Here is a 25,170-nt window from a genome sequence, read left to right as displayed (position 1 = left end):
GGTGAAGGCCGGGCTATAGAAACGACCATGGAAGCCGCCATCGATATTGACAGCAAGACCCTGCGACGTGGCTGGACCACGGGAACCTGCGCTGCGGCGGCCACGAAGGCTGCCTGTCTGGCGCTGATGACAGGCGAATTTCCGGCGCTGGTGGAGGTGACCCTGCCCGGCGGCCAACGGCCGGGTTTTGCGCTGGCCATCGAAGAGGTGGGCGAGGGTTTCGCCAAGGCTGGCATCATCAAGGATGCCGGCGACGACCCAGATGTCACCCATGGCGCGCTGATCATCAGCACGGTGCGGCGCGGCGCGGCGAAAAGCGGCATCACGTTCAGGGCAGGACCTGGCGTCGGTACGGTGACGCGGCCCGGTCTGCCGCTGCCACCCGGCGAACCCTCGATCAACCCGGTGCCACGGCAGATGATTGCGCAGGCGATAACAGAGGTTGCCGGCGAGGGCGCCGATTTCGAGGTGGAGATTTCGGTGCCCGACGGTGAGAAGATCGCCGAGAAGACGCTTAACGGCCGGCTCGGCATTGTCGGCGGAATATCGATCCTCGGTACGACCGGGATCGTCATTCCGTATTCGTGCTCGGCCTGGATCCATTCCATCTGGCGCGGCATCGATGTGGCGCGCGCGGCCGGCCTCGATCATATTTCCGGCGCCACCGGCAATACGTCCGAAAAGGCGGCGCAGGCCTATCATGACCTCTCCGATGTCGCGCTGATCGACATGGGCGATTTCGTCGGCGGCATGCTGAAATATATCCGCAGCCATCCGGTGCCGAAGGTGACGGTTGCCGGCGGCGTCGCCAAGATGACCAAGCTCGCCCAAGGCATGCTCGACGTGCATTCCAAGCGCGGGCTTGCCGATCTTGAGGCGCTTGCGAAGGTGGCTGAAGACGCTGGCGCCGGTGCCGATCTCGTTGCGCGGATCATCGCTGCAAACACCGTCGCGCAGGCGTTCGAGATGGCTGGCGCGCGTGGTCTGAAGCTCGGTGACCGCATTGCAGCGCTTGCCTGGAAGACCGCCGCAAAGTCGCTCGGCGACCCTGCGATCGCGCTGGAGATCCTGGTGTTCGACCGGCACGGCCAGCTTGCCGGACGAACGGAATTCACGCCGTCCGATCATTCCGGGTCCTTGGCGCCGGAGAGCTGATCCCAGCCGGGGCGGAAGCGTCGTACATAGTCTGCATTGTATAGCTGGCTCTCGACGAAATCCGTCGCTCCCAGCCCTTTGCCGACGAAGATGAGCGCGGTGCGCTCGGCGGGTTCTGCGGCCAGTTTCGCCGCAATATCGGCAAGCGTGCCGGTGATGATGCGCTCTTCCGGCCATGAGGCGCGAACGACGATCGCCACCGGGCAATCGGGACCGTAAAGCGGCGTCAGTTCCTCGACGATCCTGTCCAGTGCATGGATGGCGAGATGGATCGCAAGCGTTGCACCTGTCGCGCCAAAGGCTTTCAGCGTTTCGCCCTCGGGCATTTTCGAGGCGCGACCGGAGATGCGTGTGAGGACGAGGCTTTGCGCGACTTCGGGAATTGTCAGCTCCCGCCGCAACGCGGCTGCGGCGGCGGCAAACGAGGGGACGCCAGGGGTCAGCGTATAGTCGATGCCGTGCTTTTCCAGTCGGCGGATCTGTTCGGCCACGGCGCTCCAGACCGAAAGATCGCCCGAATGCAGGCGGGCCACATCCTTACCGGCCTGGTGAGCGGCAACATATTCGGCCTCGATATCGTCAAGCGACAGAGAGCCGGTATCAACGATCCGTGCGTCGGCCGGGCAATAGTCCAGCAGTTCCTTCGGCATGATCGAGCCTGCATAGAGGCAGACCGGCGAGCGGCTGAGGATATCGCGGCCGCGGACGGTGATCAGATCCGCGGCACCGGGGCCGGCACCGATGAAATGGACGGTCATGGATAGTCTTTCGTTTGCGCCAAGGCGCAGGTAGCGCCCTGGGATATCAGCCGCGGCACGATGATTTCGGACCATTCCCCCGCAGCGGCAAGTGCTGCACCCTCGGAGAGGCTTGATGACGGCGTCTGGGCCAAGCTGTGGCGGGAAACGGTCTTGGTCCGCGGCTCAGCCGCCAGCAACGCCTGGTCGCTGACGATGTGAAGGGGAATGTCCAGCGTTTCGGCCAGCTGCAGGATGCCCGGTTCCTGCCGCTTGATCTCTCCGGTGGCGAGTGCCCCAATCGATCCCCTGACGATACCGGCCTCGGTGCAGGCCGCATCCAGCGCGGACAGAAGGTCTGCTCGCGTGGTGCCCTTGCGGCAACCCAAACCGGCGACGATCATGGTTCTGTTCCTTTTGTCCAAGTCCACTGCGTGACGGGCATGGCCGGTTTCCAGCCCTGCATCGACCCGACGGGCGAGGCGCGCGAGACGTCCATGCGGATGAGGCTGCCGCCGAGCGTTGCTTTTGCGGTCAGCAGCACGGCTTCCATTTCCAGCGTCACGGCATTGGCAACGAGCCTGCCGCGCGGCTTGAGTACTGCGACGGCTGCATCGAAGACGCCCGGTTCGCTGCCGCCGCCGCCGATGAAGATCGCATCCGGTGGGGGGAGGCCATGGAGCGCCGACGGTGCCTCGCCCTCGACCACGACGAGGCCCGGAACGCCGAAGCTTGAGGCGTTGCGTCTGATACGGGCGACCCGCTCGGGATGCATTTCAATGGCGATCGCCTTCATCGCCGGATCGGCCAGCATCCATTCGATGCCGATCGAGCCGGATCCAGCGCCGATATCCCAGAGCAGCTCGCCGCGCCGGGGCGAAAGCGCTGATAGCGTCAAGGCGCGGATCTCGCGTTTGGTGATCTGACCGTCATGCTCGAACAGCGCATCATCAAGGCCGAAGCCCAGCGGCAGAATGCGAGCCGGACCGTCCGAGGCAACGTCGATCGCGACGACGTTCAGCACGTTGATATCCTGCAATGCAAATTCGTCCGCCTGCACCTTGCGAATGCGCTCCGCTTGGCCGCCAAGCGCTTCGAGCACGGTCAGCTGCGATTTCCCGAAGCCGCTCTCTGTCACGAGCGTCGCCAGTTCCGCAGGGCCCCGTTTATCCGAGGTCAGCGCGATCACGCGTCGGCGCGGATGCAGAAGCGGACGGATGAGATCCAACGGACGGCCATGCAGCGAGACCATCTCGATCTCCTGCAGCGGCCAGCCGAGACGCGAGGCTGCGAGCGAAAATGCAGAGGAGGACGGATAGGAGATGAATTCGTCCGCCGGCACATGGCGTGACAGCGTCGCACCGACGCCGAACAGGAAGGGGTCGCCGGAGGCAAGCACGCAGACTTTTCGGCCACGCAGGGCGACGACATCGCGCATCGCTGGATCGAAGGGCATCGGCCAGGGCCGCGCTTCGCCGGTGATGAGGGACGCGGCAAGCTCCAGATGTCGCTTTCCGCCGAACACAAATGCGGCGGCCGCGATCGCGTCGCGGGCATTCTCGCCGAGACCCTTCACGCCATCCTCGCCGATGCCGACGATGGACAGCCAGCGGCTTTGGTTTAAAGCTCTCATCTCTGATTCAGGAGGCAACTTGACTTACTCCATCCTCATTCTGGGCGGCACGACCGAAGCCAAGGCCTTGGCCGGCCGGTTGGCGACCGACCCGGAATACCAGATCCTCGTTTCGCTTGCCGGCCGCACCAAAGCGCCGGCGAAACAGCCAGTGCCCGTGCGGATCGGCGGGTTCGGCGGTGCTGTCGGCCTCGATGCCTTCATCCGTGAGAAGGGCGTGGATCTGCTGATCGACGCGACGCATCCGTTCGCGGCGCAGATTTCTCGCAATGCGGCTGAAGCGGCGGCGTCCTCGGGCGTCGAAATCCTGGCTCTGCGCCGTCCCGCCTGGTTGCGCCAGGACGGTGATCGCTGGCAGGAGGTCGGCAGCATCCAAGCGGCGGTCGCCGCGCTCGATATCGCCCCGCGAAAGGTTTTCCTGACGCTTGGCCGACAGGAACTGCTGCCGTTCGAAGTGAGGAAACAGCATCGATACCTGGTGCGCAGCGTCGATCCGGTCGATCCGCCGCTGGACCTGCCGGATGTGACCTATATCACCGCTCGTGGGCCGTTTTCCGAGGGTGTCGAGATCCGGCTGCTCGAGGAGCACGGCATCGATCTTATCGTCTCGAAGAACAGCGGCGGTCGCGCCAGTGTGGCCAAGATCAGCGCTGCACGGCGGCTTGGCATAGACGTCATCCTGATCGACCGGCCAGAGCTGCCGGATGTGCCGTCTGCCACAAGCGTGGATGCGCTGGTCGACCGGGTGCGTCACTGGGCGCTCTCCCGCAGGAACCGCGGCGAATAGACGATCGGTCGCTTATTGGTTCTTTCGATCAACTTGGTCTCTGCTGTGCCGACGATGACGCAGGTCGCCATGTCGGCCATGTGGCCCTGAGCTTCCGCCAAGGGCACGATCCGGATCGCCTCGTCAGGCCGGCCGGCGGCGCGACCGAAGATGACCGGAACCGTTCCCGGCAGGTTGGCGCGCAGGATCTCGAAGGCTTCATCCAGCTGATGCGGCCGTGCCTTGCTGATTGGATTGTAGAAGGCCATGACGAAGCCGGCCGTTGCCGCGGCGACGAGACGCTTTTCGATGATGGCCCAGGGTTTCAGGTTGTTCGAGAGCGAAATCGCGCAGAAATCATGGCCGAGAGGCGCTCCCGCCTTCGCCGCAACCGCCAGCATGGCGGTGACTCCAGGAACGATGGATAGATCGATGTCGCGCCATTCTGCAGGGCCTTCGTCGATCGCTTCACAGACGGCTGCCGCCATCGCGAAGACGCCGGGATCTCCACCCGAGACGACGCAGACTTTGCCGCCTCTCGCTGCCATGTCGATCGCCGCCTTGGCGCGTGCCAGCTCCTCGCGATTGTCAGAGGCATGGCGGCGCTGGTCCGGTCGCAGGTTCAGCCTGTCGATATAGGGAAAGTAGCCGAAGAAATCGGTTGCCGACGCAACCGCCGACAGTGCTTCCGGGGTGATCTGGTCCGGACTTCCGGGGCCAAGCCCGACGACCGTCAGCGATCCCGTCATTCTGCCGCTCCATGATCGGGCCCCGGACGATTGGTCCATCCGGGAACGAGCACGAGGGAGAAATAGGGCGCCGGGCTTTCGTCGCGGGTTTCCAGCCGCTCCGAGGCGCCGTTGGCCATGGTGCCGCGTTCGACATAGAGCGCGCCTGAAAGCTTGCCGACTGCGGCCAGCGCCCGGCGGATCTTCGGCAGGTTGCGCCCGACCTTCATGATCACGGCGCCATCGGTATCGGAGAGACGCTCGATTAGTTTTTCTTCAGACAGCGTGCCGGGAAGCACGCTCAGGATATCGTCTCCCTGCACCAGTGGCAGGCCCGTCATCGACCAGCAGCCGGACATTGCGGTGACGCCGGCAATCACGTCCACCTCGTAGCGATCCTTCAGCCGGACATGCAGATGCATGTAGGACCCGTAAAACAGCGGGTCTCCTTCGCTCAGAACCGCGACGGTCTTTCCGGCATCGAGGTAAGCTGCGACTTCTTCGGCCGACCGATCGAAGAAATCGTTGATCGGCGTCTTGTAGTCGGCTTCGTCCTTGTGGGTCTCGACCGTGACCGGATAGACGAGCGGCAGCTCGATCGTGCCCGGGCGGATATGCGCGTCGACGATGGTGCGGCCGTTACCGGAGGAGCCCTTCTTGCAGAAGAAAGCCAGCACATCCGCTTCATTGATGGCACGCACGGCCTTCAGCGTCATCAGTTCCGGATCACCCGGTCCGGTGCCGACGCCGATCAGTCTGCCCTTTATACTTTTGGGGTTCAAAGGCCTGTCCTCGCCAGCGCGTTGACGGCGGCCGCCGTCATGGCAGAGCCGCCCATGCGGCCGCGCACCACGGCATAGGGAATGCCATGCGTCGATTCCATCAGGGCTTCCTTGGATTCGGCTGCACCGACGAAGCCGACCGGCATGCCGATGATCGCGGCGGGGCGTGGTGCACCGGCATCCAGCAGTTCCAGCAGGTGAAACAGGGCCGTCGGCGCATTGCCGATGGCGACCACCGAACCTTCCATCGCGTCCCACAGATCCAGTGCCGCTGCCGATCTCGTGTTGCCGATCGTTTTGGCGAGTTCAATCGTGCGGCTGTCGCGCAACGTGCAGATCACCTCGTTGTCGGCCGGAAGCCTTGCCCGGGTTACCCCCTGTGCCACCATGAATGCGTCGCAATAGATGGGCTTGCCGGCCAGCAGCGCATTGCGGGCTGCAGAAACGAAGTCGTCGGAGAAGCGGAAATGTTCGGCCGCCTCGACCAGGCCGCAGGCGTGGATCATGCGGACTGCGACATCCGCCTGCTCTTCCGAAAATGCGGAAAGGTCGGCTTCCTCGCGGATGATCGCAAAGGACTTCAGATAGATCGCATCGCCTTCGTGGATATAGTCGTAACTGGTCATGGTCATCCTGGTATGGCCGCCTGGCAAAGCCGGTCCGGACCGATCCGGGCAAGGCAGGCAGCGGAATTTTCCCCCGAGCGCCGTTCCGATCGAACGAGATCGGCAAGGCGGCGAAGCGTGGCGTTGGTATCGGCAAAAGCGATGGAAGCAAAGGGTTGCCCGCTCGCTTTCGCCGAGGCAAGCAGCGAAACGTGGTCCGGCATGCCGCACAGCGTCAGTGCCGTTGCCTGCGGATGGGCGCAGCCCTTGGGGCAGCCGCTCACATGCAGCTTGAACGAACCGTCCAGCAGATCGGCGCATTCTGTGGCAGCGCGCGTGGCGATCTCGTGGGTGGCAATGGTGCCGGACCGGCAGGCCGGGCGTCCGGTACAGGCAGCGACATGACCGCGCGGATCGGCATCCGACGTCACGAAACCGTTGCCATCTGCAAAAGCCGTCAGTGTTCGGCACGCGGTCTCGCTGCCGAAAAAGAGGAGCGAATGATCGAGCGCGGGTTTGACGGTGCGAATGTCCAGGCGTGTGGCCTCGTTGCAGAGGGCAATCAGGTTTTCGGCATGGGTCTGGCCGAATGCCGGGCCTAGGCCGGTCGCGAACGTGCCGTTTGAAAGGGCATGCAGCGTGAAGGGGGAGATGGTTGCGGCAGTAAAATCGTTGGCAGGTAGACCTGAAGCGAGGTCACGACCCCGGGCATCGCTTCCAAGCGAGGCGAGGTTTTCGAGCAGCGAGACGGTCGCCTCGATGGCCTCTGTTTCACGTAAAACGTTGAAAACACGCCCGGAAGCTTCGGTGCCGCCGAGCAGGATCTTCCAGAGGATTTCGCTATCCGCCTCCACGGCGACCAGCCTTATATCAGCAATCAGCCCGGACAGTGTCAGGCGACCCGTACCATCGACGATGACAGATGTCTTTGGCGCAAGGCCTTGGATGTCGCGGTCGCGGTCTCTGATTGCGTCTGCCAGCGGGCGCGGATCGGCGATCTCGGTGGCGTCCTCACCGGCAAGCGGCGGCACTTCGACGGCAAGGCCATCGCGCAGCGGCAGGTCCAGCGCCCGGACCTCGGCCTCGAGCTGCGGCGCAGAGGTTTCGCTCAAGCCGCGGATCTGCAGGTTGCCACGGGCGGAAATGTCGATCATGCCGTTGCCGTGGCGCATTGCCAGGCGGCAGAGATCTGCCAGTTGTTCCGGCGCAATTGCAGCGGTCAGCGGCACGCGCGCAAGCAGGCCGTCGCCCGTCATCATCGGCGCAGACAGGGCAGGGCAGGCGCCGCGTCTCATGTCCAGATCGGCCCGGTCGCGTGCGAATACTGTCATGCGACCAGCCTTTCGCAGTCTTCGGCCAGCATCTCCAACTCGGCATCCACCGCGTTGCGGCGTGGATGCCAGAGACCGCGATCGAGCGCGGCGCGGAACCGCAGGCCCATGTAGCGGGCGCCTTCGGGGTTCTGCGACAGCAGGAAGTCGCGGACTGTCTCGTCACCCAGATAGGCGTCATAGGTCGCGTCGATCAGCGATTGCGGAACGGCGTGGGTGGTCTCGGCAAAGCCGATCAGCCGGTCGACGGTTTCGACCAGTTCGGCTGCACCGCGCGGGCCGTGGCGCATCTGGCCGGCGATGAAGCGTGGGTTGACGGCACGGGCGCGCACGACGCGGGTCAGGGCCTCGGAGATGGAGCGGGCTTTGGGCTTCTGCGGATCGGTCGTATCGAGCGCGATCACATCCGCCCTGCCGCCAAGTGCCGCGACGGCTGCCGAAAAGCCGCCGATGAAGGCAACGTCAGCGGAACCATCGAGAAGATCGCGGCCGGGATCGTCGCCGGTATGGACAAGCAGGTCGGCGCTGCCGATTCGCTCGGCAAACCCGCCGGGAACGTGGACGCCGTCGCCATCAGCGCCGCCGAACGCGTGGCTGGTGGCTTCGAGATAGAGACGGCCGAGTTCCTCGCGTTCGCCCCAGCTGCCGTCGGCAAGCTTTTCCTCGATGCCGGAACCGTAGGTACCGGGGGCCGAGCCGAAGATGCGCGGGGGCAAATGGCCGAGCGTCTGCGCATCCTCTGCCAGCGGATTGTCGCCCGGTGCTTCCTCGCGCGCGGCAATCGCCCGCATGGCGGCATCAAGAAGCGCGATCAGTGCCGGAAACATGTCGCGGAACAGGCCTGAAATTCGAAGGCTCACATCGATACGCGGGCGTCCGAGTGTGGCAGGCGCCAGAACCTCGATACCGGTGACGCGGCCGGTTGCGGCGTCCTGGACGGGTCTGGCACCCATCAGCGCCAGAACCTGCGCCACTTCCTCGCCGCCGCTTCGAAGCGAAGCGCTGCCCCAGAGATCGAAGACGAGGCTTTTCGGCCAGTCGCCATGGTCCTGCAGGTATCGGCGCAATATCTCGTCGGCGGCGCGCTTGCCCAGTTCGAACGCGGTCGGGGTCGGCAGGGTGCGCGGATCGCTGGCGTAAAGATTGCGGCCAGTCGGCATCACGTCGCGGCGGCCCCGTGCCGGCGCGCCCGATGGTCCGGGGCGGATATGCCGGCCATCGAGAGCATCGAGCAGCGCCTGCATTTCGGTTCCGGCACTGGCGATTCGCAGCGGATCGTCGTCACCGTCGGCGACTTCACCAAACACGTGCTGGCCATCCTTGATGGCGAAGTCCTTGAGGTCGCAGAGAAACGCGTCGATGCGGTTGAGTGCGGTGTCGGGGTCGTCATCACTTGTGATGCCGGCCTCGGATGCCAGTCCGCAGTCGGCCGCAGTCTCGACGATCAGTTTCGCCAGCCGGTCGCGGCGGCGCCGATCGAGCCCGTCGGCCTGCGCGTATTCGTCGACCAGCAGCTCGAGTTTCGTCTGCTCAACCGAAAGGCCCGCACCGGCCAGAACCGGCGGCAGGTGACCGATGGTGACCGCAGAAATGCGCCGCTTAGCAACCGCCGCCTCGCCGGGATTGGAGACGATGAAGGGATAGATGACCGGCAGGCCGCCGGTCACAAGCTCCGGAAAGCAGTCTTTCGACAGCGCCACTGTCTTTCCCGGCAGCCATTCCAGCGTGCCATGGGCGCCGACATGAACGATCGCATGGGCGCCAACGCCATCACGCATCCATTGACCGAAGGCATTCAGGGCGTGGCGCGGCGGCAGGTCGGGGCTGTGATAGTCAGTGCGCCGGTCGGCATCGCGACCACGTTCCGGGGCAAGCGCCACCGTGACGTTCCCAAATTGCGCGGCACGGAAACGGTAGGCGCCGTCTTCCAGATCCGCGTCCATCGCGGGTTCGCCCCAGGCGGAATCAATGCCAGCTGAAGGGCTGTAGGTTGCCAGCGGATATTGCGCCGTCCTGGCGGCAAGGAGATCCAGTAGCGCGCGCGGGGTTTGCGGGATATCCGAAATAGAATAGCCGGCTGTCAATAGCGTGCTGAGGATCGTCAGAACGCTTTGCGGCACATCGAGACCGACGGCATAACCGGTGCGGCCCGGCGCACTCGGATAATCCGGCATCAGGATCACGAGCTTTCGCTCGGCCCGGGACACGGTCTTCATCGCCAGGAAGGCGGCGATCCGGTCTGCGACGTGTTCGATACGGTCCGGTTCGGGCTGGTTGACGAGGTCGGCCGTCTTGTCGCCCGCCTTGAACGAGATCGCGCCGGCAAGGATGCGGCCGTCCAGTTCCGGCAGCACGACATGCATGGCAAGGTCGGAAGGGTTGAGGCCGCGGCGGCCTTCCATCCATCCGTCCCGCCGTGTCGTTGCGGTGACCAGCTGGAAGACGGGAATCCCTGAGCGGTCGAAAATCGTGTCGCCGTTGTCGTCGGTCGCACTTGCAAAGGCGGTCGTGGTGAGAATGGCGGCCGGATCGAGCTCTGCGATCGCTTGTTCGACAAAGCCGATGGTGTCCGCATCCTTCAGGCCGCCGACGAACATCGGCATCGGTGCGAACCCGCGGGCGGCCAGCGCCTCGTACATCGCGTCGATCGGGGCCGCATCATTGGCAAGCAAGGTGGAGCGGTAGAACAGGATCGGCAGCCGCTGCGCATCGGGCGGGAAGCCAGCAGTAAGCTCATCTGCGGTCGAGATGCCGTGGCCGGGCTTGTAGAAGCCCCGTTTCGGCATCGGCGTCGCGGTTGGCAAGCTTTGCGTATCGCCGCTTGCCAGCGCATCCAGGCGGCGCGCCAGAAGCTGCATATTGTCCGGCCCGCCTTCGCGGAAGAAGGCGAGAACGTCGGTCAGCGTCTCATCGGGCACTGTGGAAGCAGCGGCCAGGCGGTCATCGCTGATGCTGCATTCGCCGGGCAGCATCGCGAGCGGGATCTTCTTTCGCTTCGCCAGCCGCGACAACTGATCGGCGCCATAGGCCCAGCGATCGTAGCCGCCTAGAATGCGCACGAGGATGAAGCGCGCATGGGCAGCGGTCTTTTCGAGCCACAGGTCGACGGACATCGGATGGCGAAGGTCGGAGATATTGGTGAGGCAAAGGCTCGCCTTGCCATCGCTCCAACCCGCTGCAATGCCGTTGAGGTCACTGCCGGAAAAAGACAGCACCACCACATCTGCCGGCGACTGGTTGAGGTCGACCGGCTCGATCAGGTCGTCGAGCGACGACGAGGTGGTGGCGAGAATATGCATCCTTTTCCTTCTAAAGCCCTCTTATGCCGCCAGCATCTTTTCGATCGCCGCCCGGTCCATGCCCTTTTCGCCGATCACGACGAGGCGGCTCTGGCGGGTCTCGCCTGCACCCCAGGCGCGGTCGAAATAATGGTTCACGCGCGAACCGACCGCCTGCACCTGAAGGCGCATCGGCTTGTTGGCGACGTCGACAAAACCCTTGATGCGCAGCACGTTTTCCGCTTCCGCCGTGGCGGAAATGCGGGCGGCGAGTTCGTCCGCATCGGCAACGGCTGGAATATCGATGACGAAACTGTCGAAATCGTCGTGATCGTGATCCAGCTCATCGTCGTGATGGGTCTTGCGGTTTTCGATATCGTCCTCGACGGCAAGGCCGAGACCGATCAGCACGCTCGGATCGACGGCGCCGTTTGCGGCGGGCACGATCTTGACCGCGCGCGGCAGATGCGCCTGGACACGGCCCTTGGCGGCGGCAAGCGATGCCTGGTCGAGAAGGTCGGTCTTGGTCAGCACGATCATGTCGGCGCAGGCGATCTGGTCCTCGAACACTTCCTCGACCGGGTCGTCGTGGTCGATCGAGCTGTCCTGGCTGCGCTGCGCTTCCAGCGCCTCATGATCGTCGGCCACGCGACCTTGCGCAAGCGCCAGACCGTCCACCACGGCAATGACGGCATCCACGGTGACGCGGGCCTTCACATCCGGCCACTGGAAGGCCTGGACGAGCGGCTTCGGCAGGGCAAGGCCGGAGGTTTCGATCAGGATATGATCGACGCGCGGTTCGCGGGCCAGGATCTGGTCGATCGCCGGAACGAAATCGTCGGCGACGGTGCAGCAGATGCAGCCGTTGGCAAGTTCGACAATATTATCATCAGGGCAGCTTTCGATGCCGCAGCTCTTCAACACGTCGCCATCGATGCCGACATCGCCGAACTCGTTGACGATGATCGCGAGGCGCTTGCCCTTGAGGTTTTCGATCAGGTGACGGATCAGCGTCGTCTTGCCGGCACCGAGAAACCCGGTGATGACGGTGCAGGGAACGCGGTCGAATGAAACGCTCATGAAGGCAGGTCCTCGTGGTGCTGGAATGGTGGAATGCGGGCCGTCATGCCCTTGCCGCGAAGGCACATGGGACGGCCGCGAAGGGGAAGTAAACCGCGCTCGTCGTCAGACAGCATCATCGCGCCGATCAAGATGTCCTCGACCGTGTCGAGCGACAGATGACCAAAGACATAGGACCAGCCGGAGCGATGGTTGAAGGCAGCACTTGGGCCTTTTTCGCAGTTGGCAAGGCAGGTGACGGGTTTGACCGAGAGCGGCTTGCCGGCGGCAGCTTCGCGCAGGGCATCCATCAGGACGATGCCCGGGCGCGCCTGGCTATCGGAGGCCTCGCGACAATTGGTGCAGACGAAAATCGTCACATCCGGCTCGCCGGCAAGGCCGTCTGCGGACGCATCGCGTTCGTCTTTTCGTTCGTCAATCACCATCGTGTCGCACTACCGCCCAAGTCAATAACATCGGGGTGCACGACAGGAAGGCAAGCCTATCCTGCAGAGTGAAAGAAGCTTTTCCGGAGCACCCCGCCCGGAAAGGCACGTTTTCGAACGGCAGGTCTCCTGGCTCGCGGGTCGTCACCATCCGCCTGCCTTCCCGGATTTCTCCAGTGGCTTTCGTGGCAGGATGGCTCGCCGCTTACAGTTGCGGGGGCAGCCGCGGCATTGAACCATGGGATCTCAAAGATGATCCCGGGCTCGCACCGCATTCTCTCTTAGCCCCTACCGTTGCCGGCAAGGGACCGTATCGCAGTCACCTAAGCCTTGTCGCAGGGCAGTGTCAATGTCGCAAAGGCGATTGCCCGTATGGGGAAACCGTCTATAGTGATCACGTCTTTGGTGCCCGAGAGGGCTCATCGAAGGGAATGCGGTGCGACGACATCTTGGCGTCAAACCCGCGGCTGCCCCCGCAACTGTAAGCGGAAAGTCTCTGCTCAACATGCCACTGGAGACATCCGGGAAGGCGGGTCAGAGGCGTTCGATCCGCGAGCCAGGAGACCTGCCGGAGACGATAGGCACAGTGAAAGTCCTCGGGTGGAGGGCAGAAAGACGACGTCCATGGTTACGAACTCTGCTGCCGGTGCAGCCAGCGTTTCCGCATCGAAAATCATTCCTCTTGGCATGACAGCCATACTCGGCCTGTTCATCGTCGGCTTTGTCGGCTTTTCGCATATCGAGGCTGTGCACAATGCGGCTCACGATACGCGCCACTCGCTGGCCTTTCCCTGCCACTAAGAGGAATTCCTTAAATGTCGCTGTTTCGAAACATCGTCCTCACGGCGGTGATCGCAGGGCTTTTGTCCGGGCTCCTGATGACCGTGATGCAAAGCTTTTCCGTCGTGCCGCTTATTCTCGCAGCGGAGACCTATGAACACGCCGGCGGCAACGGCGCTGGACATAGCCATGGCACAGCTCCGAATACGGTAGCCAGCACTGCAGCGCCGGCTTCCGCTCAGCATGATCCCGCCGAAGAGGCATGGGCGCCGGCTGACGGGATCGAGCGCTTTGCCTACACGGCTGCGGCCAATGCGCTTTCTGCCATCGGTTTTGCGCTGGTTGCCATCGCCATTGCCGAAGCACTCGGCGGGTTTGGCGGATGGCGCGGCGGATTGATGTTCGGCATTGCTGGCTTCCTCACCGTCAGCCTCGCACCCGGCCTTGGCCTGCCGCCGGAACTTCCGGGCATGCCCGTCGCCGAACTCGGACCGCGGCAGATCTGGTGGATTGCGACGGCCGTCTGCACTGCCCTGGCCCTTGGCCTGCTTGCCTATACCCGCTCCGCCCTTCTTGCAGCGCTCGCGGTGGTCCTGCTCGTTGCGCCGCACATCATCGGTGCACCGCTGCCGCCGACCCATGACAGCGCAGTACCGATCGACCTGCATGCGCGGTTCGTCAATGCCGTCTACGCGACGAACCTCGTCTTCTGGGCCGTTCTCGGAGCGCTTTCCGGCGTCATTCGCGAGCGTTTTCGTGCTGGTGAGGAAATTTCGACCACGTCCAAGGAGCTTGCAGTCCGTTGAAGGAAATCGATCAGACCACCGAGCAGCGCCACCGCGCCAAGATGGAAAACCGCAAGGCGGTTCAGGATGCCGAAGTCGCGGAGAAGACCGTCGAGAAGGGGCTCCTCATGGTTCATACCGGCTCCGGCAAGGGCAAGTCTACGGCGGCCTTCGGGCTGGCCTTGCGGACGCTCGGCCACAACCGCCGCGTCGGCATCGTGCAGTTCATCAAGGGCGCATGGTCAACCGGCGAGCAGCCGGCGCTTGCTGTGTTCGGTGACCGCATTGCCTGGCACACGATGGGCGAGGGCTTTACCTGGGAAACCCAGGATCTCAAACGCGACATCGCCGCTGCCGAGAAGGCCTGGGGCATGGCACTCGAACTGATGGCGGATGAAACGATCGGCCTCGTCATTCTCGACGAACTCAATATCGCGTTGCGTTACGATTATCTCGATCTCGAAACGGTCGTTGCCCAGTTACAGGCGCGCCGGGCGGATCTGCACGTGGTCGTCACCGGCCGTAATGCAAAACCGGCTCTGATCGAGGCGGCGGATCTGGTGACCGAGATGACGCTCGTCAAGCATCACTTCAAGGCCGGCGTCAAAGCCCAGGCCGGCATCGAGTTCTGACGGGTGGTGGCGCGCGCTCTCATGTTTCAGGGGACAGGCTCGGATGTGGGCAAGTCGCTGGTCGTTGCCGGGCTTGCCCGCGTCTTCACGCTGCGTGGCTTGAGTGTCCTGCCCTTCAAGCCGCAGAACATGTCCAACAATGCTGCGGTCACTGCCGATGGCGGCGAGATCGGCCGGGCGCAAGCCCTGCAGGCGAGGGCGGCCAGCGTGCCGCTCAGCGTCCATATGAACCCGGTTCTGTTGAAGCCCCAGAGCGAGGTCGGCGCCCAGGTGGTGGTGCAGGGCAGGGTCGAGGGCAATGCCAAGGCGGCCGAATACCAGCTTCTGAAGCCGAGGCTGCTTTCGCGGGTGCTTGAGAGCTTCGAGATCCTGAAAGCCAGGGCGGACCTGGTTCTGGTCGAAGGGGCTGGCAGCGCGTCCGAAATCAACCTTCGCCAGAACGACATTGCCAATATGGGTTTTGCCTGCGCTGCCGATGTGCCGGTGGTTCTGATCGGCGATATCGACCGGGGCGGCGTGATTGCCAGCCTCGCCGGCACGAAACTCGTCATCGATGACGACGACGCGGCCATGATCCACGGCTTTATCGTCAACCGCTTTCGCGGCGATCCGGCATTGTTTGCCGAGGGCATGCGGATAATCGGTGCGTTTACCGGCTGGCAATCGATCGGCCTCTTGCCGCATTTCGCCGATGCGGCTCTCCTGCCGGCAGAAGATGCGCTCGGCCTGACCCAGTCGTTTGCGCGCAAGCCCGGCGCGAAGATGCGTATCGCAGTGCCGATCCTGCCGCATATTTCCAATTTTGATGATCTCGATCCGCTGGAAGCGGAGCCGGATGTCGAGCTCATCCGTGTCAGGCGCGGCGAGGCTATCCCTGGAGACTGCGATCTCGTGCTGCTGGTCGGCTCGAAGGCGACGATCACCGATCTGGCGGCGCTCCGGGAAGCGGGCTTCGATACCGATATCGCAGCTCATTACAGGCGCGGCGGGCGGGTGCTCGGCCTCTGCGGCGGGTATCAGATGCTCGGCAGACGGATATCGGATCCAGAGGGATCGGAAGGTCCTCCCGGTTCGGCGGAGGGGCTGGGGCTTCTCGATGTCGAAACCGTTCTGTCGGCGTCGAAGCGGCTGGAGGCGGTAACAGGCGTCAGCGCAGACGGAATATCCTTCGCCGGCTACGAAATGCATACGGGTCATACCACTGGCGTCGACTGTTCACGTCCGTTTTCGAGCATTGGCGGCAATCCGGAAGGTGCGTCGTCTCGGGATGGCAGGGTGGTCGGCACCTATGTGCACGGATTGTTTTGCGACGACCGGCAGCGTTCAGCCTGGCTGTCGCGTCTCGGCGGCACAGTGTCGGGCTTGAATTACGAGGCGAATGTCGATGCCATTCTCGATCGCCTTGCCGCGCATATGGAGCAGCATCTCGATATCGACGGACTGCTCAAAATTGCCAGATGAGCAGCGCCAGGATGCCGAACAGGCTGATCAGCAGCGCATCCGCCACGCGCGCGAGCTTGAGGGCGCGGGTGATATCGTCAAAATTCAGATTGGTCCGGTTGCCATCGCCCATGTAGCGGGCTTCGATCATCTGGCCGCCATAACTTCGGGGACCAGCGAGCGCGATGCCAAGCGCACCCGCCATCGCCGCTTCCGGCCAGCCGGCGTTCGGCGAACGATGGTGTTTCGCGTCACGGCGGATTGCACGCATGGCATCGCGGGGCGAGGCGTCCTTGACGAAGACAGCGGCCACGACGAACAGCGCGGCCGTCAGTCGCGAGGCCGGCAGATTGATCAGGTCATCGAACCGGGCCGCGGCCCAGCCGAACGCTTCATGACGCGGCGACCGATGGCCGATCATGCTGTCTGCGGTATTGGCAGCCTTGTAGGCCGCGCCGCCCGAGAGGCCGCCGATGCCGAGCCAGAAGGCAGGGGCGACGACGCCATCGGAAAAATTCTCGGCCAGGCTTTCGATCGCCGCGCGGCAAACCGCGGCGTCATCGAGCTTTTCCGGATCGCGGCCGACAATCATCGAGACGGCCTTGCGTCCGGCGTCGAGCCCGTTGTAGCGCAACGCGGTTGCCACGGCTTCAACATGGGTCTCGAGGCTTTTCTGGGCCGGCAAGCTGGCTGCGGCAAGCACGAGAAGGATCGGTCCGAAGGGCAAAAGCATGAGAACGGCGGCAATCGCCAGCGCGGCGGCGACGGTGCAGCCGATGAGGACAATGAGCGCGAGGATGCCCATGCGTTTGCGGCTGGCGAAATCCTCGCCCTCGCGGTTCCATCGACTGTCGAGTGCCGATATCAGCCGGCCGATCCAGGTGACGGGATGGCCGACGCGTTTGAACAGCCAGTCCGGATAGCCGACGATGCGCTCGGTGATCAGTGCGAAGAATGCGAGAAGGAACATGACGTTGGCGATCTCTGAGTTGGGCAGTCCGATACAGCATGGCGGCAACCTTGCCATGGCGCGCGCGCTGTTTCCTCACGCGCCCGAGCCGTGGATCGATCTGTCGACCGGCATCAACCCGCATTCCTATCCGCATACGCCGATCCCCGGCAATGTTTTTGCGCGTCTGCCGGAGCCTTCATCGCTCGAGAGGCTGAGGGCCGCAGCGGCTGAGGCATATCGGGCACCGTCACCCGCTCATATCGTGGCCGGACCGGGAACGCAGATCCTGCTGCCGATCATCGCCGGTCTTGTCGGAGCGACCGGAACGGCAGCTATTCTATCGCCCACCTATGCGGAACATGCGCGTGCCGCGACGATGGCAGGCTTTAAGGTTCTGGAGACGGATGATCTCGGCGATCTTGCGACATCCAGTCTCGCCGTCATCGTCAACCCGAACAATCCGACCGGGCGGATCGTGTCGACGGATGACATTCTGGCGCTGGCCGAAATCATGCGCGCGAAGGGCGGGCTGCTCGTCGTCGATGAGGCCTTCATGGATGTGTCGGAAGCGCAGAGCGTTGTCGGCGCTGTCTGCGAGGGCGGGCTGATCGTGTTGCGCTCCTTCGGCAAGTTCTATGGCATGGCCGGCCTGCGGCTGGGCTTTGCGATCGGCCATCCCGCTGTCACCGTAAAGATCGAGGAAAGGCTGGGGCCCTGGGCGGTCTCCGGTCCGGCTCTGCATGTGGCTTGCGAAGCGCTGGCGGATGCCGATTGGCAGGTCGCGATGCGCATCAGGCTCAGCGCGGATGCTGCAAGGCTGGACGAAGCTCTGTCGGCGGCCGGTATTCGGGTCTTCGGCGGCACGTCACTGTTTCGTTCCATCCGTGACAGGCGCGCTCAAGGTCTCTTCCAGCACCTCGGCGAACACGGGATCATGACCCGACGCTTCCAAGAGCGTCCGGATGATCTGCGGGTAGGGCTTCCCGACGAGAAGGACTGGTCGCGGCTGGAAGCGGCCCTTGGGGGCTTCTAGCCGCCGAACCGGTCTCGCCAGGCCGGTTGGGCGCTGGCATTTGGTAGCGCAACAGCCTCGAAGACACCGCGCGCAACGGCTCTTGCTGTCACCAGGGTTGCAAGATGGCAGAGTTCGGCGAAGGCGCCCATGTCGTCCATCGGGATCTTTCCGGTCGCGGCTGCAAAGATCGTGTCGCCGTCTCCAGGCAGATGCGCGGGCAAGACGGCGCGTGCCAGTCCGTCATGCGCCATGATAGAAAGCCTGTGCGCCTGCGCCTTGGTCAGAACAGCATCAGTGACGACCACGCCGATCGTCGTCGCCTTCAACGTCACGCCCTTCATCCGCAGGGCCGTGTGGTCGTCTGTGAATGTCGAGGGAAGGCCGAGACCACCGAACTCGTCATCCTGCTCAAACGGTGCCGACCAGAAGTGCTTGGTATCACCGACCGTTGCGGCGCCCATGGCATTGACGGCCATGAGGACGGCAATCGTGTGCCCGGACGCGGTCTTTGCGCTTGCCGAACCGATGCCGCCCTTGACGGTCGCGGTCGTAGCGCCGGTGCCGGCCCCGACTGTGCCGAGCGCGAAAACGCCTTTCTGGGCGGCGCATAAGGCGTCGTAGCCCATGTCGCGATAGGGCGAATGGAGGCCCCAGTTCTTATTCCCGCCGTTCAAAAGATCCATCAGGATCGCCTGCGGCACGATCGGCACCTTGGCAGACCCGACGGGAAAGCCGCGGCCGATCTGGCGCAGGCCCGCCTGCACCCCACCGGCTGCATCCAGCCCGAACGCCGAGCCGCCCGAGAGAACGAAGGCATCGACTGTCTGCACCGTCATGGACGGGTCGAGAAGGGCGGTCTCGCGCCCACCCGGTGCACCGCCTAGAACCGAGCCGGAGGCGATCGCCGGCTCGTCGAAGATGATCGCGGTGACGCCTGAGCCAAGCTGCAGATCGGTCGCGTGGCCAACAGCCACGCCTTCGATATCGGTGAGAAGGTTCAATGGCGCCACCATGCGAGTATCAGTCGATATCGAACTTGACGCCCTGCGCGAGCGGCAGGGTGCGGCCATAGTTCACGGTGTTGGTGGCGCGGCGCATATAGGCGCGCCACGCATCGGAGCCCGATTCGCGTCCGCCGCCGGTTTCTTTTTCGCCGCCGAAAGCGCCGCCGATTTCAGCGCCCGACGGACCGATATTCACATTGGCAATGCCGCAATCGGATCCGCGCGCAGATACGAAGGCTTCGGCTTCCCGGATGTCGTTGGTGAAGATCGAGGAGGACAGGCCCTGGGGCACGTCGTTGTGCAGCGCAATCGCTTCGTCGAAGTCCTGATATCGGATGACGTAGAGGATCGGTGCGAAGGTTTCGTCTCTGACCGGGCCGGTCTGATCAGGCATTTCGACGATGGCCGGACGCACGTAATAGGCATCAGCCGCTTCGCCATCCAGCACGCGTTCACCGCCAACGACTGTGCCTCCGGCGGCCTTGGCTGCCTCGAGTGCTGCCTGCATTTTGTCGAAAGCGGCCTGATCGATCAGCGGGCCGACGAGATTGCCGTCCTGCAGCGGGGAGCCGATGGTGACCGACTGGTAGGCCTTGGCAAGGCGCGGCACGAGCGCATCATAGACGCTGTCATGGACGAAGAGGCGGCGGAGCGTCGTGCAGCGCTGTCCGGCTGTGCCCATGGCAGAGAAGGCGACACCGCGCAGGGTCAGATCGAGATCGGCCGTCTGGGTGACGATCGCGGCGTTGTTGCCGCCGAGTTCGAGAATGGAGCGGGCAAAGCGCTGCGCCAGCCGCGGACCGACTTCGCGGCCCATGCGGGTGGAGCCTGTCGCAGAGACGAGCGGCACCTTGTCGTGGTCCACGAGGATTTCGCCGATGTCGCGGCCGCCGATCAGCAGGGTCGAGAGGTTCTGAGGGGCTTTTCCACCATCGGCGATATAGCGCGACAGCGCCTTTTCGAAGATCGCCTGGGTGGCGAGTGCGGTGAGCGGGGTCTTTTCCGAAGGCTTCCAAATGGTGGAATTGCCGCAGACGAGGGCAAGCGCTGCATTCCACGACCAGACGGCGACGGGGAAGTTGAACGCGGAGATGATGCCGACGGGACCAAGCGGATGCCAGGTTTCCATCATCCGGTGCTCGGAACGCTCGGTAGCGATCGTCAGGCCGTAGAGCTGGCGCGACAGGCCGACTGCGAAATCGCAGATGTCGATCATTTCCTGGACTTCGCCAAGACCTTCGGATGTGACCTTGCCGACTTCGATCGACACGAGGCGACCGAGGGAAGTCTTGGCGGCACGCAGTTCCTCGCCCAGGAGACGGATCAGTTCGCCACGCTTGGGCGCCGGCACGAGGCGCCATTCGAGGAAGGCCTGATGCGCTGCGTCGATCGCCTTTCCGGCATCGTCTGCGCTCACTTCCGGCAGCTTGCCGATTTCCGTGCCTGTGATCGGCGAGCGGACGGTGAGTGTCCCGCCCTTGTACTGGTCGGCTGTGACGCCGAGATCAGCAAAGATCTTGTCCACTTCGGCGACGAGGTCGAGTTTGGCGAGCGTCATGTCGGTCTCCGGATATCGAAATTTGGGGTCAATCTACAAATCGGCGCCGGTTTGACAACAGGTGCGCCGATATTCGTTCTGGGTCAGAAGCGTTCGCCCGTGAAATGAGCGATCTGAGCGCCGGCCTCGTAATAGGCTTCCTTGATGGTGCGAAAGCCTGGTTCCATGACCGTGGTCAGCGGCAGCGGCAGGTCTTCCTCGGTGATCTCGCCAAGGATATGGCGGGCAAGAACCTTACCGAAATTGGTGCCCGGCGAGATGCCGCGACCGTTATAGCCGGAAAAGCCGATGACGTTGCGGCCGAATTTGTGGAAGCGCGGCAGGGCGTTGTCGGTCATGCCGATCTTGCCATACCATTCGGCCTCGAATTCCACGTCGCCGAGCTGCGGAAACAGCCGCTTCAGCGACCGCCGCGCCCAGGATTTGTGGATGTCGAGGCCCGTTCCGCGCAATGCGCCGACGGACCCGAAGACAAGGCGGCCGGCTTGGTCCATCCGGAAGGAGGACAGGACTTCCTTCGTATCCCAGCAGCCTTCGCAATTGGGCAGAACCGATCCGCGCAGGTTGGCGGACAGCGGCTTTGTTGCCAGGTTGAAATAGGGCAGGTGCACCTGTTCGCGCCGTATCTGCGCCCACGGGCCGGTGCTGTAGGCGTCGGTCGATACGATGATCCAGTGGGCGTGAACTTCGCCGTCAGCAGTCTTAACGATCTTCTTGCCATCGGCTTCGGACGTTTCGATGACGGCGCTGCCGGTGTGAATTTTGGCCCCGGCCTTGATCGCCGCATGGGCAAGGCCGCGGGCATAGGCGAGCGGCTGGAGCGTGCCGGCGCGCATGTCGAGAAGCGCGCCTGAATAGGCGCTTGTGCCGATCCGGCGTTCGGTCTCTGCGGCATCCAGCATGGTGACCGGGGCACCGCGCTTTTGCCACTGGCGCGCGCGCTCCTCCAGTTCCCGCAGTCCCTTGTCACCAACAGCGCAGTGAAGCGTGCCGTTGGTTTCGAGCTCGCAGGCGATGGCGTGCTTCTCGATCAGTTCGCGGACGAGGTAGGGGCCGTTGCCGAGCAGGTCGAGCGCCCGCTCGCCGTAGAGATCGCCGAGTTCTTTCGGAAAATCGTCGGGCATGACCCACATGCCGGCATTAATCAGCCCGACATTGCGGCCGGCACCGCCAAAGCCGATCTCGGCGGCCTCGAGGAGAACCACGTCGACACCGCGTTCCGCCAGATGCAAGGCCGCGGAGAGACCGGTGTAACCGCCGCCGACGATCACCACGTCCGACGACGTTGATCCCCTCAGAGGAAGAGTGGAAGGAGCCGCAGGAGCGGTTCTTTCCCAGAGGCCGTGGGAGCGCTGGTCGTCGAGCATCGAAAGTTCTCGCACTTTATGTTTTGCAGACTTTACAGAACCCGTTTCCCGATGAATATCGACATAATCTCAACAGGTCATTCGCGGGAGGAATGACAATGCTCCCGCCAAGACGGTTTCTTCCATCGTTTTCGCTTCTCGCCGCCTTCGAGGCGGCGGCTCGCAGTGGCAGCGTCACTGCGGCGGCGCACGAACTCGGCCTGACGCAGAGCGCCGTCAGCCGACAGATCTCCGCGCTGGAAAAACAGCTGGGCGTGGCGCTGTTCCTTCGCGAGCGTCAAACGATCCGGCTGACGCTGGCCGGCGATGCCTATGCGCGCGAGGTGCGTGAAGCGCTGCGGCGGATCTCCAATGCGTCGCTCAACCTTCGGGCAAATCCGTCCGGCGGTACGCTCAATCTCGGCATTTTGCCGTTTTTCGGCACGCGCTGGCTCACTCCAAGGATCGGTCGGTTTCTCGATCTTCATCCCGGCGTCGTCGTCAACCTGACCACGCGGCTCGAGCCGTTCGACTTCCGGTTCGATACGCTGGATGCGGCGATCCATTTCGGCTCGGCGCGCTGGCCGGGTGCTGCCCTGACATTCCTGATGGACGAGGATGTGATCCCGGCCTGCAGCCCGGATTTCCTAAGGAAGCACGCCATTCGGGCACCCGGTGATCTGGTGCATGCGCCGCTGCTTCACCTCAACAGCCGGCCGGATGCCTGGGAGACGTGGTTCCGCACAGCGGCAACCGAGTTCGACGCACTGCATGGCATGCTGTTTGATCAGTTTGCGACCATGGTCGAGGCGGCCGTGGCGGGCCTTGGCACGGCGCTGCTTCCGCGCTTTCTGATCGAGCGCGAACTGCAACAGGGGCTGCTGGTGGAGGCGGTTGCCGGGGGATCGATGGGGACGGGACAATATTATCTCGCCTATCCACCCGACCGCGCAACCTATCCGCCGCTTGCCGTCTTTCGCGACTGGATCTCGCGGGAGATCGAAGCGGATGGCGACCGGTCACTTGCGATCATGGGCGCTATCGGCCAATAGTCCGTGAGACTTGTTATTGTTTTGACCGACCGACGGGAAGACCCTGATGAAACCGATATTCGTCCAGCTTCGCTGCAAGCCCGGCAAGACCTACGAGGTCGCCGATGCGATCTATAAGACCGAGCTGGCTTCCGAACTCTATTCCACCAGCGGTGACTGGGACCTGCTTCTGAAAGTCTATATCAGCGGCGACGATGAAATCGGCCGCTTCGTCAACGAGAAGATTGCCTCGATCCCCGGTATCGAGCGGTCGCTGACGACGATGACGTTCACGGCATTTTGATCCGTGATGCCTTCAATAGAAAAGCCGCCTCAAGGGCGGCTTTTCTGTCTTGATGATCAGGTTTGATCAGGCAAGCGCCGTCGGTGCCTGGGCGCGTGCACGCACCAGGTCACGGATGGCCAGTTTCACTTCGTCGGGCGAATTGAAACGCTGCTCATCGAGATCGATGACGTGAAACTTCACGGCAATGAATTTCAACCGGTCTTCGTCCGGGATAACGATACCGACGGGCTCGCCGCCGAATTCTATAACTTGCTTTTGCATGGCATGCTCCCGCGTTTGCTGCCTAAAGCGCAGCACTGGCGAATGGATTTTCAGGAACGAAAGAACTGAAAGGTCTACATTCGACAGCACGGAAGGGAGCTACGCTCCGTGCCTAGCATCTTATACGCGAACCGACCGTAGGCGGCGACGTAAGCAGGTTTAATCATGTCACTCTCCCTCATGGCGTTGCGTAAAATGCCGACGGATAACGTCCGTCGATCGAAAGTGGACTTTAGGTGACTCGCAGAATGCGATCAACGAAAATCCTTTTGAAGGAAATATTTTTCTGTCTGATGACAGTATCGCGGCGGAAATGTGAAATTTCATTCGCGATGGCCTGTCCTTCGACAAGCCAGGAAATAGGTGCGGGCCTCGTCTGCGACAAGATGAGACCGGCTAAAGTTATTGTGACACGTTGTTATCCGGCGCTGCGCCGACCGTCGGTAAACCGACAGTCGGATCAAAGCATTAGATGACTCGGATGGATTACCCCATACGCTCGGAGGCGTAGGAGCCGGGGCTCGGCGGGAAGACCACCGTGCGATTGCCGTTGATGAAGGTGCGGTGGTGGATATGCGCATGGATCGCGCGGGCCAGAACCTGGCTTTCCACATCACGGCCAAGCGAGACATAATCGTCGGGCGATTGCGCGTGGGTAATGCGCACCGTGTCCTGCTCGATGATCGGGCCTTCGTCGAGATCGGCGGTGACGTAATGGGCTGTCGCCCCAATCAGCTTCACGCCGCGCTGATAGGCCTGCTTGTAAGGGTTTGCACCCTTGAAGCTCGGTAGGAAGGAGTGGTGGATGTTGATGATCTTGCCCGACATTTTCTGGCACAGCTGGTCCGACAGGACCTGCATGTAGCGTGCGAGCACCACCAGTTCGGCCCCGCTTGCCTCGACGACATCAAGCAACTGGGCCTCGGCCTGCGGCTTGTTTTCCTTCGTCACCTTGATGTGGTGGAAGGGGATATCGTTGTTGACCACCTGCTTCTGGTATTCGAAGTGATTGGAGACGACGCCGACGATATCGATCGGCAGCGCGCCGATCTTCCAGCGGTAGAGAAGATCGTTGAGGCAATGGCCAAAGCGCGACACCATCAGAAGCACCTTCATGCGCTCCTCGGTATCGAAGATGTCCCATTCCATCTCGAACTTTTCGGCGATCGGCTTGAGGCCTTCGGCAATTGCCGGGCGACCGACGCCTTCTTCGGAAATGAACGAGACGCGCATGAAGAACCGGCCGGTATCCAGATCGTCGAACTGCGAGCTGTCGATGATGTTGCAGCCCTGTTCCGCCAGAAAGCCGGAAAGCGCAGCAACAATGCCGCGCGTGGAACGGCAGGTGACGGTCAGTACATAGCTTTTCATCGATAACCCCTTGGTCTGCACTTGGCGGAAATCCTTGTAGACATAACCACGCCGGCGGACCATATCCGATGGCGTAGGAAACAACAGAAATACGGAGGCGTTTTTCCGTTCCGGCTCAAAGCAATGGAACGTTCCACCCTTACAAACAGCAGCTTAGGCAAGGACGTC

The 25,170-nt window shown here is 63.0% G+C and carries 25 protein-coding genes and 2 riboswitches; of the genes, 9 read left to right on the top strand and 16 right to left on the bottom strand.

Translation table 11 applies throughout. The features are described from left to right. Positions 1 to 39: 39 nt before the first annotated feature. Positions 40 to 1,155 carry a cobalt-precorrin-5B (C(1))-methyltransferase gene (locus G6K99_RS17100; protein ID WP_174197338.1) on the top strand — a complete coding sequence of 372 codons (1,116 nt, stop codon included), beginning with the start codon at positions 40 to 42 and terminating at the stop codon, positions 1,153 to 1,155. Here G6K99_RS17100 and cobM read toward each other — a convergent pair. The 3 genes from cobM to cbiE are packed head-to-tail and all read right to left on the bottom strand — an operon-like array spanning position 1,125 to position 3,525. Continuing rightward, entirely contained in the window at positions 1,125 to 1,913 is a 789-nt protein-coding gene (cobM, locus tag G6K99_RS17095) for a precorrin-4 C(11)-methyltransferase (protein WP_174197268.1), read from the bottom strand. The two genes, G6K99_RS17100 and cobM, sit on opposite strands and share 31 nt — an antisense overlap. Next, the gene (locus G6K99_RS17090; protein WP_174197267.1) at positions 1,910 to 2,296 is read right to left on the bottom strand and encodes a cobalamin biosynthesis protein; all 387 of its coding nucleotides are present in this window, start codon (positions 2,294 to 2,296) and stop codon (positions 1,910 to 1,912) included. Before G6K99_RS17090 ends, cobM begins: the two co-directional genes overlap by 4 nt. Continuing rightward, a complete protein-coding gene (gene cbiE, locus G6K99_RS17085; protein ID WP_174197266.1) occupies positions 2,293 to 3,525 on the bottom strand; it encodes a precorrin-6y C5,15-methyltransferase (decarboxylating) subunit CbiE in 1,233 nt (410 codons plus the stop codon). The genes G6K99_RS17090 and cbiE overlap by 4 nt, the downstream gene beginning before the upstream one ends. Positions 3,526 to 3,544: 19 nt before the next feature. On the opposite strand from cbiE, the gene G6K99_RS17080 reads away from it, so the two are divergent. Further along, positions 3,545 to 4,312, top strand: a complete 768-nt coding sequence (locus G6K99_RS17080) for a cobalt-precorrin-6A reductase (RefSeq protein WP_244631511.1) — start codon at positions 3,545 to 3,547, stop codon at positions 4,310 to 4,312. Here G6K99_RS17080 and G6K99_RS17075 read toward each other — a convergent pair. The 7 genes from G6K99_RS17075 to G6K99_RS17045 are packed head-to-tail and all read right to left on the bottom strand — an operon-like array spanning position 4,276 to position 12,520. Then, positions 4,276 to 5,040: a precorrin-3B C(17)-methyltransferase gene (locus tag G6K99_RS17075; protein WP_113112121.1), complete on the bottom strand. Its 765-nt coding sequence runs from the start codon at positions 5,038 to 5,040 to the stop codon at positions 4,276 to 4,278. The genes G6K99_RS17080 and G6K99_RS17075 overlap by 37 nt on opposite strands. After that, positions 5,037 to 5,801, bottom strand: coding sequence for a precorrin-2 C(20)-methyltransferase (locus G6K99_RS17070; RefSeq protein ID WP_113112120.1), 765 nt, complete (start codon positions 5,799 to 5,801; stop codon positions 5,037 to 5,039). The genes G6K99_RS17075 and G6K99_RS17070 overlap by 4 nt, the downstream gene beginning before the upstream one ends. Beyond that, positions 5,798 to 6,427, bottom strand: coding sequence for a precorrin-8X methylmutase (locus tag G6K99_RS17065; protein ID WP_062576932.1), 630 nt, complete (start codon positions 6,425 to 6,427; stop codon positions 5,798 to 5,800). The genes G6K99_RS17070 and G6K99_RS17065 overlap by 4 nt, the downstream gene beginning before the upstream one ends. 2 nt (positions 6,428 to 6,429) lie before the next feature. Then, a complete protein-coding gene (gene cobG / locus G6K99_RS17060; protein ID WP_174197264.1) occupies positions 6,430 to 7,737 on the bottom strand; it encodes a precorrin-3B synthase in 1,308 nt (435 codons plus the stop codon). Next, entirely contained in the window at positions 7,734 to 11,036 is a 3,303-nt protein-coding gene (gene cobN / locus G6K99_RS17055; RefSeq protein ID WP_174197263.1) for a cobaltochelatase subunit CobN, read from the bottom strand. The genes cobG and cobN overlap by 4 nt, the downstream gene beginning before the upstream one ends. Positions 11,037 to 11,057: 21 nt before the next feature. Next, positions 11,058 to 12,095 (bottom strand): cobalamin biosynthesis protein CobW, encoded by a 1,038-nt coding sequence (gene cobW / locus G6K99_RS17050; RefSeq protein WP_174197262.1) that lies wholly within the window; start codon positions 12,093 to 12,095, stop codon positions 11,058 to 11,060. After that, positions 12,092 to 12,520: a DUF1636 family protein gene (locus G6K99_RS17045; protein WP_174197261.1), complete on the bottom strand. Its 429-nt coding sequence runs from the start codon at positions 12,518 to 12,520 to the stop codon at positions 12,092 to 12,094. Before G6K99_RS17045 ends, cobW begins: the two co-directional genes overlap by 4 nt. Positions 12,521 to 12,621: 101 nt before the next feature. Then, positions 12,622 to 12,848: riboswitch (cobalamin riboswitch) on the bottom strand. 58 nt (positions 12,849 to 12,906) lie between these two features. Then, positions 12,907 to 13,108, top strand: a riboswitch (cobalamin riboswitch). A 36-nt stretch (positions 13,109 to 13,144) separates the two neighbouring features. On the opposite strand from G6K99_RS17045, the gene G6K99_RS17040 reads away from it, so the two are divergent. The 4 genes from G6K99_RS17040 to G6K99_RS17025 are packed head-to-tail and all read left to right on the top strand — an operon-like array spanning position 13,145 to position 16,178. Further along, complete coding sequence (locus G6K99_RS17040) at positions 13,145 to 13,321, top strand: CbtB-domain containing protein (RefSeq protein WP_062576923.1); 177 nt, start codon at positions 13,145 to 13,147, stop codon at positions 13,319 to 13,321. Between the two features lie 14 nt (positions 13,322 to 13,335). Next, positions 13,336 to 14,106, top strand: coding sequence for a CbtA family protein (locus tag G6K99_RS17035; RefSeq protein ID WP_174197260.1), 771 nt, complete (start codon positions 13,336 to 13,338; stop codon positions 14,104 to 14,106). Next, a complete protein-coding gene (cobO, locus tag G6K99_RS17030) occupies positions 14,103 to 14,717 on the top strand; it encodes a cob(I)yrinic acid a,c-diamide adenosyltransferase (RefSeq protein ID WP_113112114.1) in 615 nt (204 codons plus the stop codon). Before G6K99_RS17035 ends, cobO begins: the two co-directional genes overlap by 4 nt. Before the next feature lie 3 nt (positions 14,718 to 14,720). Beyond that, a complete protein-coding gene (locus G6K99_RS17025) occupies positions 14,721 to 16,178 on the top strand; it encodes a cobyric acid synthase (RefSeq protein WP_174197259.1) in 1,458 nt (485 codons plus the stop codon). Here the strand turns inward: G6K99_RS17025 and cbiB are convergent. Next, the gene (gene cbiB, locus G6K99_RS17020) at positions 16,162 to 17,127 is read right to left on the bottom strand and encodes an adenosylcobinamide-phosphate synthase CbiB (protein ID WP_174197258.1); all 966 of its coding nucleotides are present in this window, start codon (positions 17,125 to 17,127) and stop codon (positions 16,162 to 16,164) included. The genes G6K99_RS17025 and cbiB overlap by 17 nt on opposite strands. A 55-nt stretch (positions 17,128 to 17,182) precedes the next feature. Here cbiB and cobD point away from each other — a divergent pair, with 55 nt between their 5' ends. Further along, entirely contained in the window at positions 17,183 to 18,142 is a 960-nt protein-coding gene (cobD, locus tag G6K99_RS17015; RefSeq protein WP_371816228.1) for a threonine-phosphate decarboxylase CobD, read from the top strand. Here the strand turns inward: cobD and G6K99_RS17010 are convergent. The 3 genes from G6K99_RS17010 to G6K99_RS17000 form a co-directional block, all read right to left on the bottom strand. Then, positions 18,139 to 19,137: a P1 family peptidase gene (locus G6K99_RS17010; protein WP_174197256.1), complete on the bottom strand. Its 999-nt coding sequence runs from the start codon at positions 19,135 to 19,137 to the stop codon at positions 18,139 to 18,141. The genes cobD and G6K99_RS17010 overlap by 4 nt on opposite strands. Before the next feature lie 7 nt (positions 19,138 to 19,144). After that, a complete protein-coding gene (locus G6K99_RS17005; RefSeq protein ID WP_174197255.1) occupies positions 19,145 to 20,686 on the bottom strand; it encodes an aldehyde dehydrogenase family protein in 1,542 nt (513 codons plus the stop codon). Between the two features lie 83 nt (positions 20,687 to 20,769). After that, a complete protein-coding gene (locus G6K99_RS17000; protein WP_174197254.1) occupies positions 20,770 to 22,053 on the bottom strand; it encodes an FAD-binding oxidoreductase in 1,284 nt (427 codons plus the stop codon). Between the two features lie 92 nt (positions 22,054 to 22,145). Between G6K99_RS17000 and G6K99_RS16995 the strand changes: the two genes are divergently transcribed. Further along, the gene (locus tag G6K99_RS16995; RefSeq protein ID WP_174197253.1) at positions 22,146 to 23,084 is read left to right on the top strand and encodes a LysR family transcriptional regulator; all 939 of its coding nucleotides are present in this window, start codon (positions 22,146 to 22,148) and stop codon (positions 23,082 to 23,084) included. A gap of 46 nt (positions 23,085 to 23,130) precedes the next feature. Then, positions 23,131 to 23,367, top strand: coding sequence for an Lrp/AsnC ligand binding domain-containing protein (locus G6K99_RS16990; protein ID WP_062463623.1), 237 nt, complete (start codon positions 23,131 to 23,133; stop codon positions 23,365 to 23,367). Between the two features lie 66 nt (positions 23,368 to 23,433). Here the strand turns inward: G6K99_RS16990 and G6K99_RS16985 are convergent, their stop codons facing one another. Continuing rightward, positions 23,434 to 23,631 (bottom strand): hypothetical protein, encoded by a 198-nt coding sequence (locus tag G6K99_RS16985; protein ID WP_062576904.1) that lies wholly within the window; start codon positions 23,629 to 23,631, stop codon positions 23,434 to 23,436. A gap of 486 nt (positions 23,632 to 24,117) precedes the next feature. After that, positions 24,118 to 25,002, bottom strand: coding sequence for a formyltetrahydrofolate deformylase (gene purU, locus G6K99_RS16980; RefSeq protein WP_113112157.1), 885 nt, complete (start codon positions 25,000 to 25,002; stop codon positions 24,118 to 24,120). Between the last annotated feature and the right edge of the window lie 168 nt (positions 25,003 to 25,170).

The sequence above is a fragment of the Neorhizobium sp. AL 9.2.2 genome (assembly GCF_013317225.1).
GTDB classification, from domain to species: domain Bacteria; phylum Pseudomonadota; class Alphaproteobacteria; order Rhizobiales; family Rhizobiaceae; genus Neorhizobium; species Neorhizobium soli.
This window is presented reverse-complemented; position numbering and strand designations above follow the sequence as displayed.

What these genes read in the sequence shown, in the direction of transcription:
- cobM (WP_174197268.1), bottom strand. Translation starts at nt 1,913, where the DNA reads ATGACCGTCCATTTCATCGGTGCCGGCCCCGGTGCCGCGGATCTGATC.
- G6K99_RS17090 (WP_174197267.1), bottom strand. Translation starts at nt 2,296, where the DNA reads ATGATCGTCGCCGGTTTGGGTTGCCGCAAGGGCACCACGCGAGCAGAC.
- cbiE (WP_174197266.1), bottom strand. Translation starts at nt 3,525, where the DNA reads ATGAGAGCTTTAAACCAAAGCCGCTGGCTGTCCATCGTCGGCATCGGC.
- G6K99_RS17075 (WP_113112121.1), bottom strand. Translation starts at nt 5,040, where the DNA reads ATGACGGGATCGCTGACGGTCGTCGGGCTTGGCCCCGGAAGTCCGGAC.
- G6K99_RS17065 (WP_062576932.1), bottom strand. Translation starts at nt 6,427, where the DNA reads ATGACCAGTTACGACTATATCCACGAAGGCGATGCGATCTATCTGAAG.
- cobG (WP_174197264.1), bottom strand. Translation starts at nt 7,737, where the DNA reads ATGACAGTATTCGCACGCGACCGGGCCGATCTGGACATGAGACGCGGC.
- cobN (WP_174197263.1), bottom strand. Translation starts at nt 11,036, where the DNA reads ATGCATATTCTCGCCACCACCTCGTCGTCGCTCGACGACCTGATCGAG.
- cobW (WP_174197262.1), bottom strand. Translation starts at nt 12,095, where the DNA reads ATGAGCGTTTCATTCGACCGCGTTCCCTGCACCGTCATCACCGGGTTT.
- G6K99_RS17045 (WP_174197261.1), bottom strand. Translation starts at nt 12,520, where the DNA reads ATGGTGATTGACGAACGAAAAGACGAACGCGATGCGTCCGCAGACGGC.
- G6K99_RS17040 (WP_062576923.1), top strand. Translation starts at nt 13,145, where the DNA reads ATGGTTACGAACTCTGCTGCCGGTGCAGCCAGCGTTTCCGCATCGAAA.
- G6K99_RS17035 (WP_174197260.1), top strand. Translation starts at nt 13,336, where the DNA reads ATGTCGCTGTTTCGAAACATCGTCCTCACGGCGGTGATCGCAGGGCTT.
- cbiB (WP_174197258.1), bottom strand. Translation starts at nt 17,127, where the DNA reads ATGTTCCTTCTCGCATTCTTCGCACTGATCACCGAGCGCATCGTCGGC.
- cobD (WP_371816228.1), top strand. Translation starts at nt 17,183, where the DNA reads ATGGCGCGCGCGCTGTTTCCTCACGCGCCCGAGCCGTGGATCGATCTG.
- G6K99_RS17010 (WP_174197256.1), bottom strand. Translation starts at nt 19,137, where the DNA reads ATGGTGGCGCCATTGAACCTTCTCACCGATATCGAAGGCGTGGCTGTT.
- G6K99_RS17005 (WP_174197255.1), bottom strand. Translation starts at nt 20,686, where the DNA reads ATGACGCTCGCCAAACTCGACCTCGTCGCCGAAGTGGACAAGATCTTT.
- G6K99_RS17000 (WP_174197254.1), bottom strand. Translation starts at nt 22,053, where the DNA reads ATGCTCGACGACCAGCGCTCCCACGGCCTCTGGGAAAGAACCGCTCCT.
- G6K99_RS16995 (WP_174197253.1), top strand. Translation starts at nt 22,146, where the DNA reads ATGACAATGCTCCCGCCAAGACGGTTTCTTCCATCGTTTTCGCTTCTC.
- G6K99_RS16990 (WP_062463623.1), top strand. Translation starts at nt 23,131, where the DNA reads ATGAAACCGATATTCGTCCAGCTTCGCTGCAAGCCCGGCAAGACCTAC.
- G6K99_RS16985 (WP_062576904.1), bottom strand. Translation starts at nt 23,631, where the DNA reads ATGCAAAAGCAAGTTATAGAATTCGGCGGCGAGCCCGTCGGTATCGTT.
- purU (WP_113112157.1), bottom strand. Translation starts at nt 25,002, where the DNA reads ATGAAAAGCTATGTACTGACCGTCACCTGCCGTTCCACGCGCGGCATT.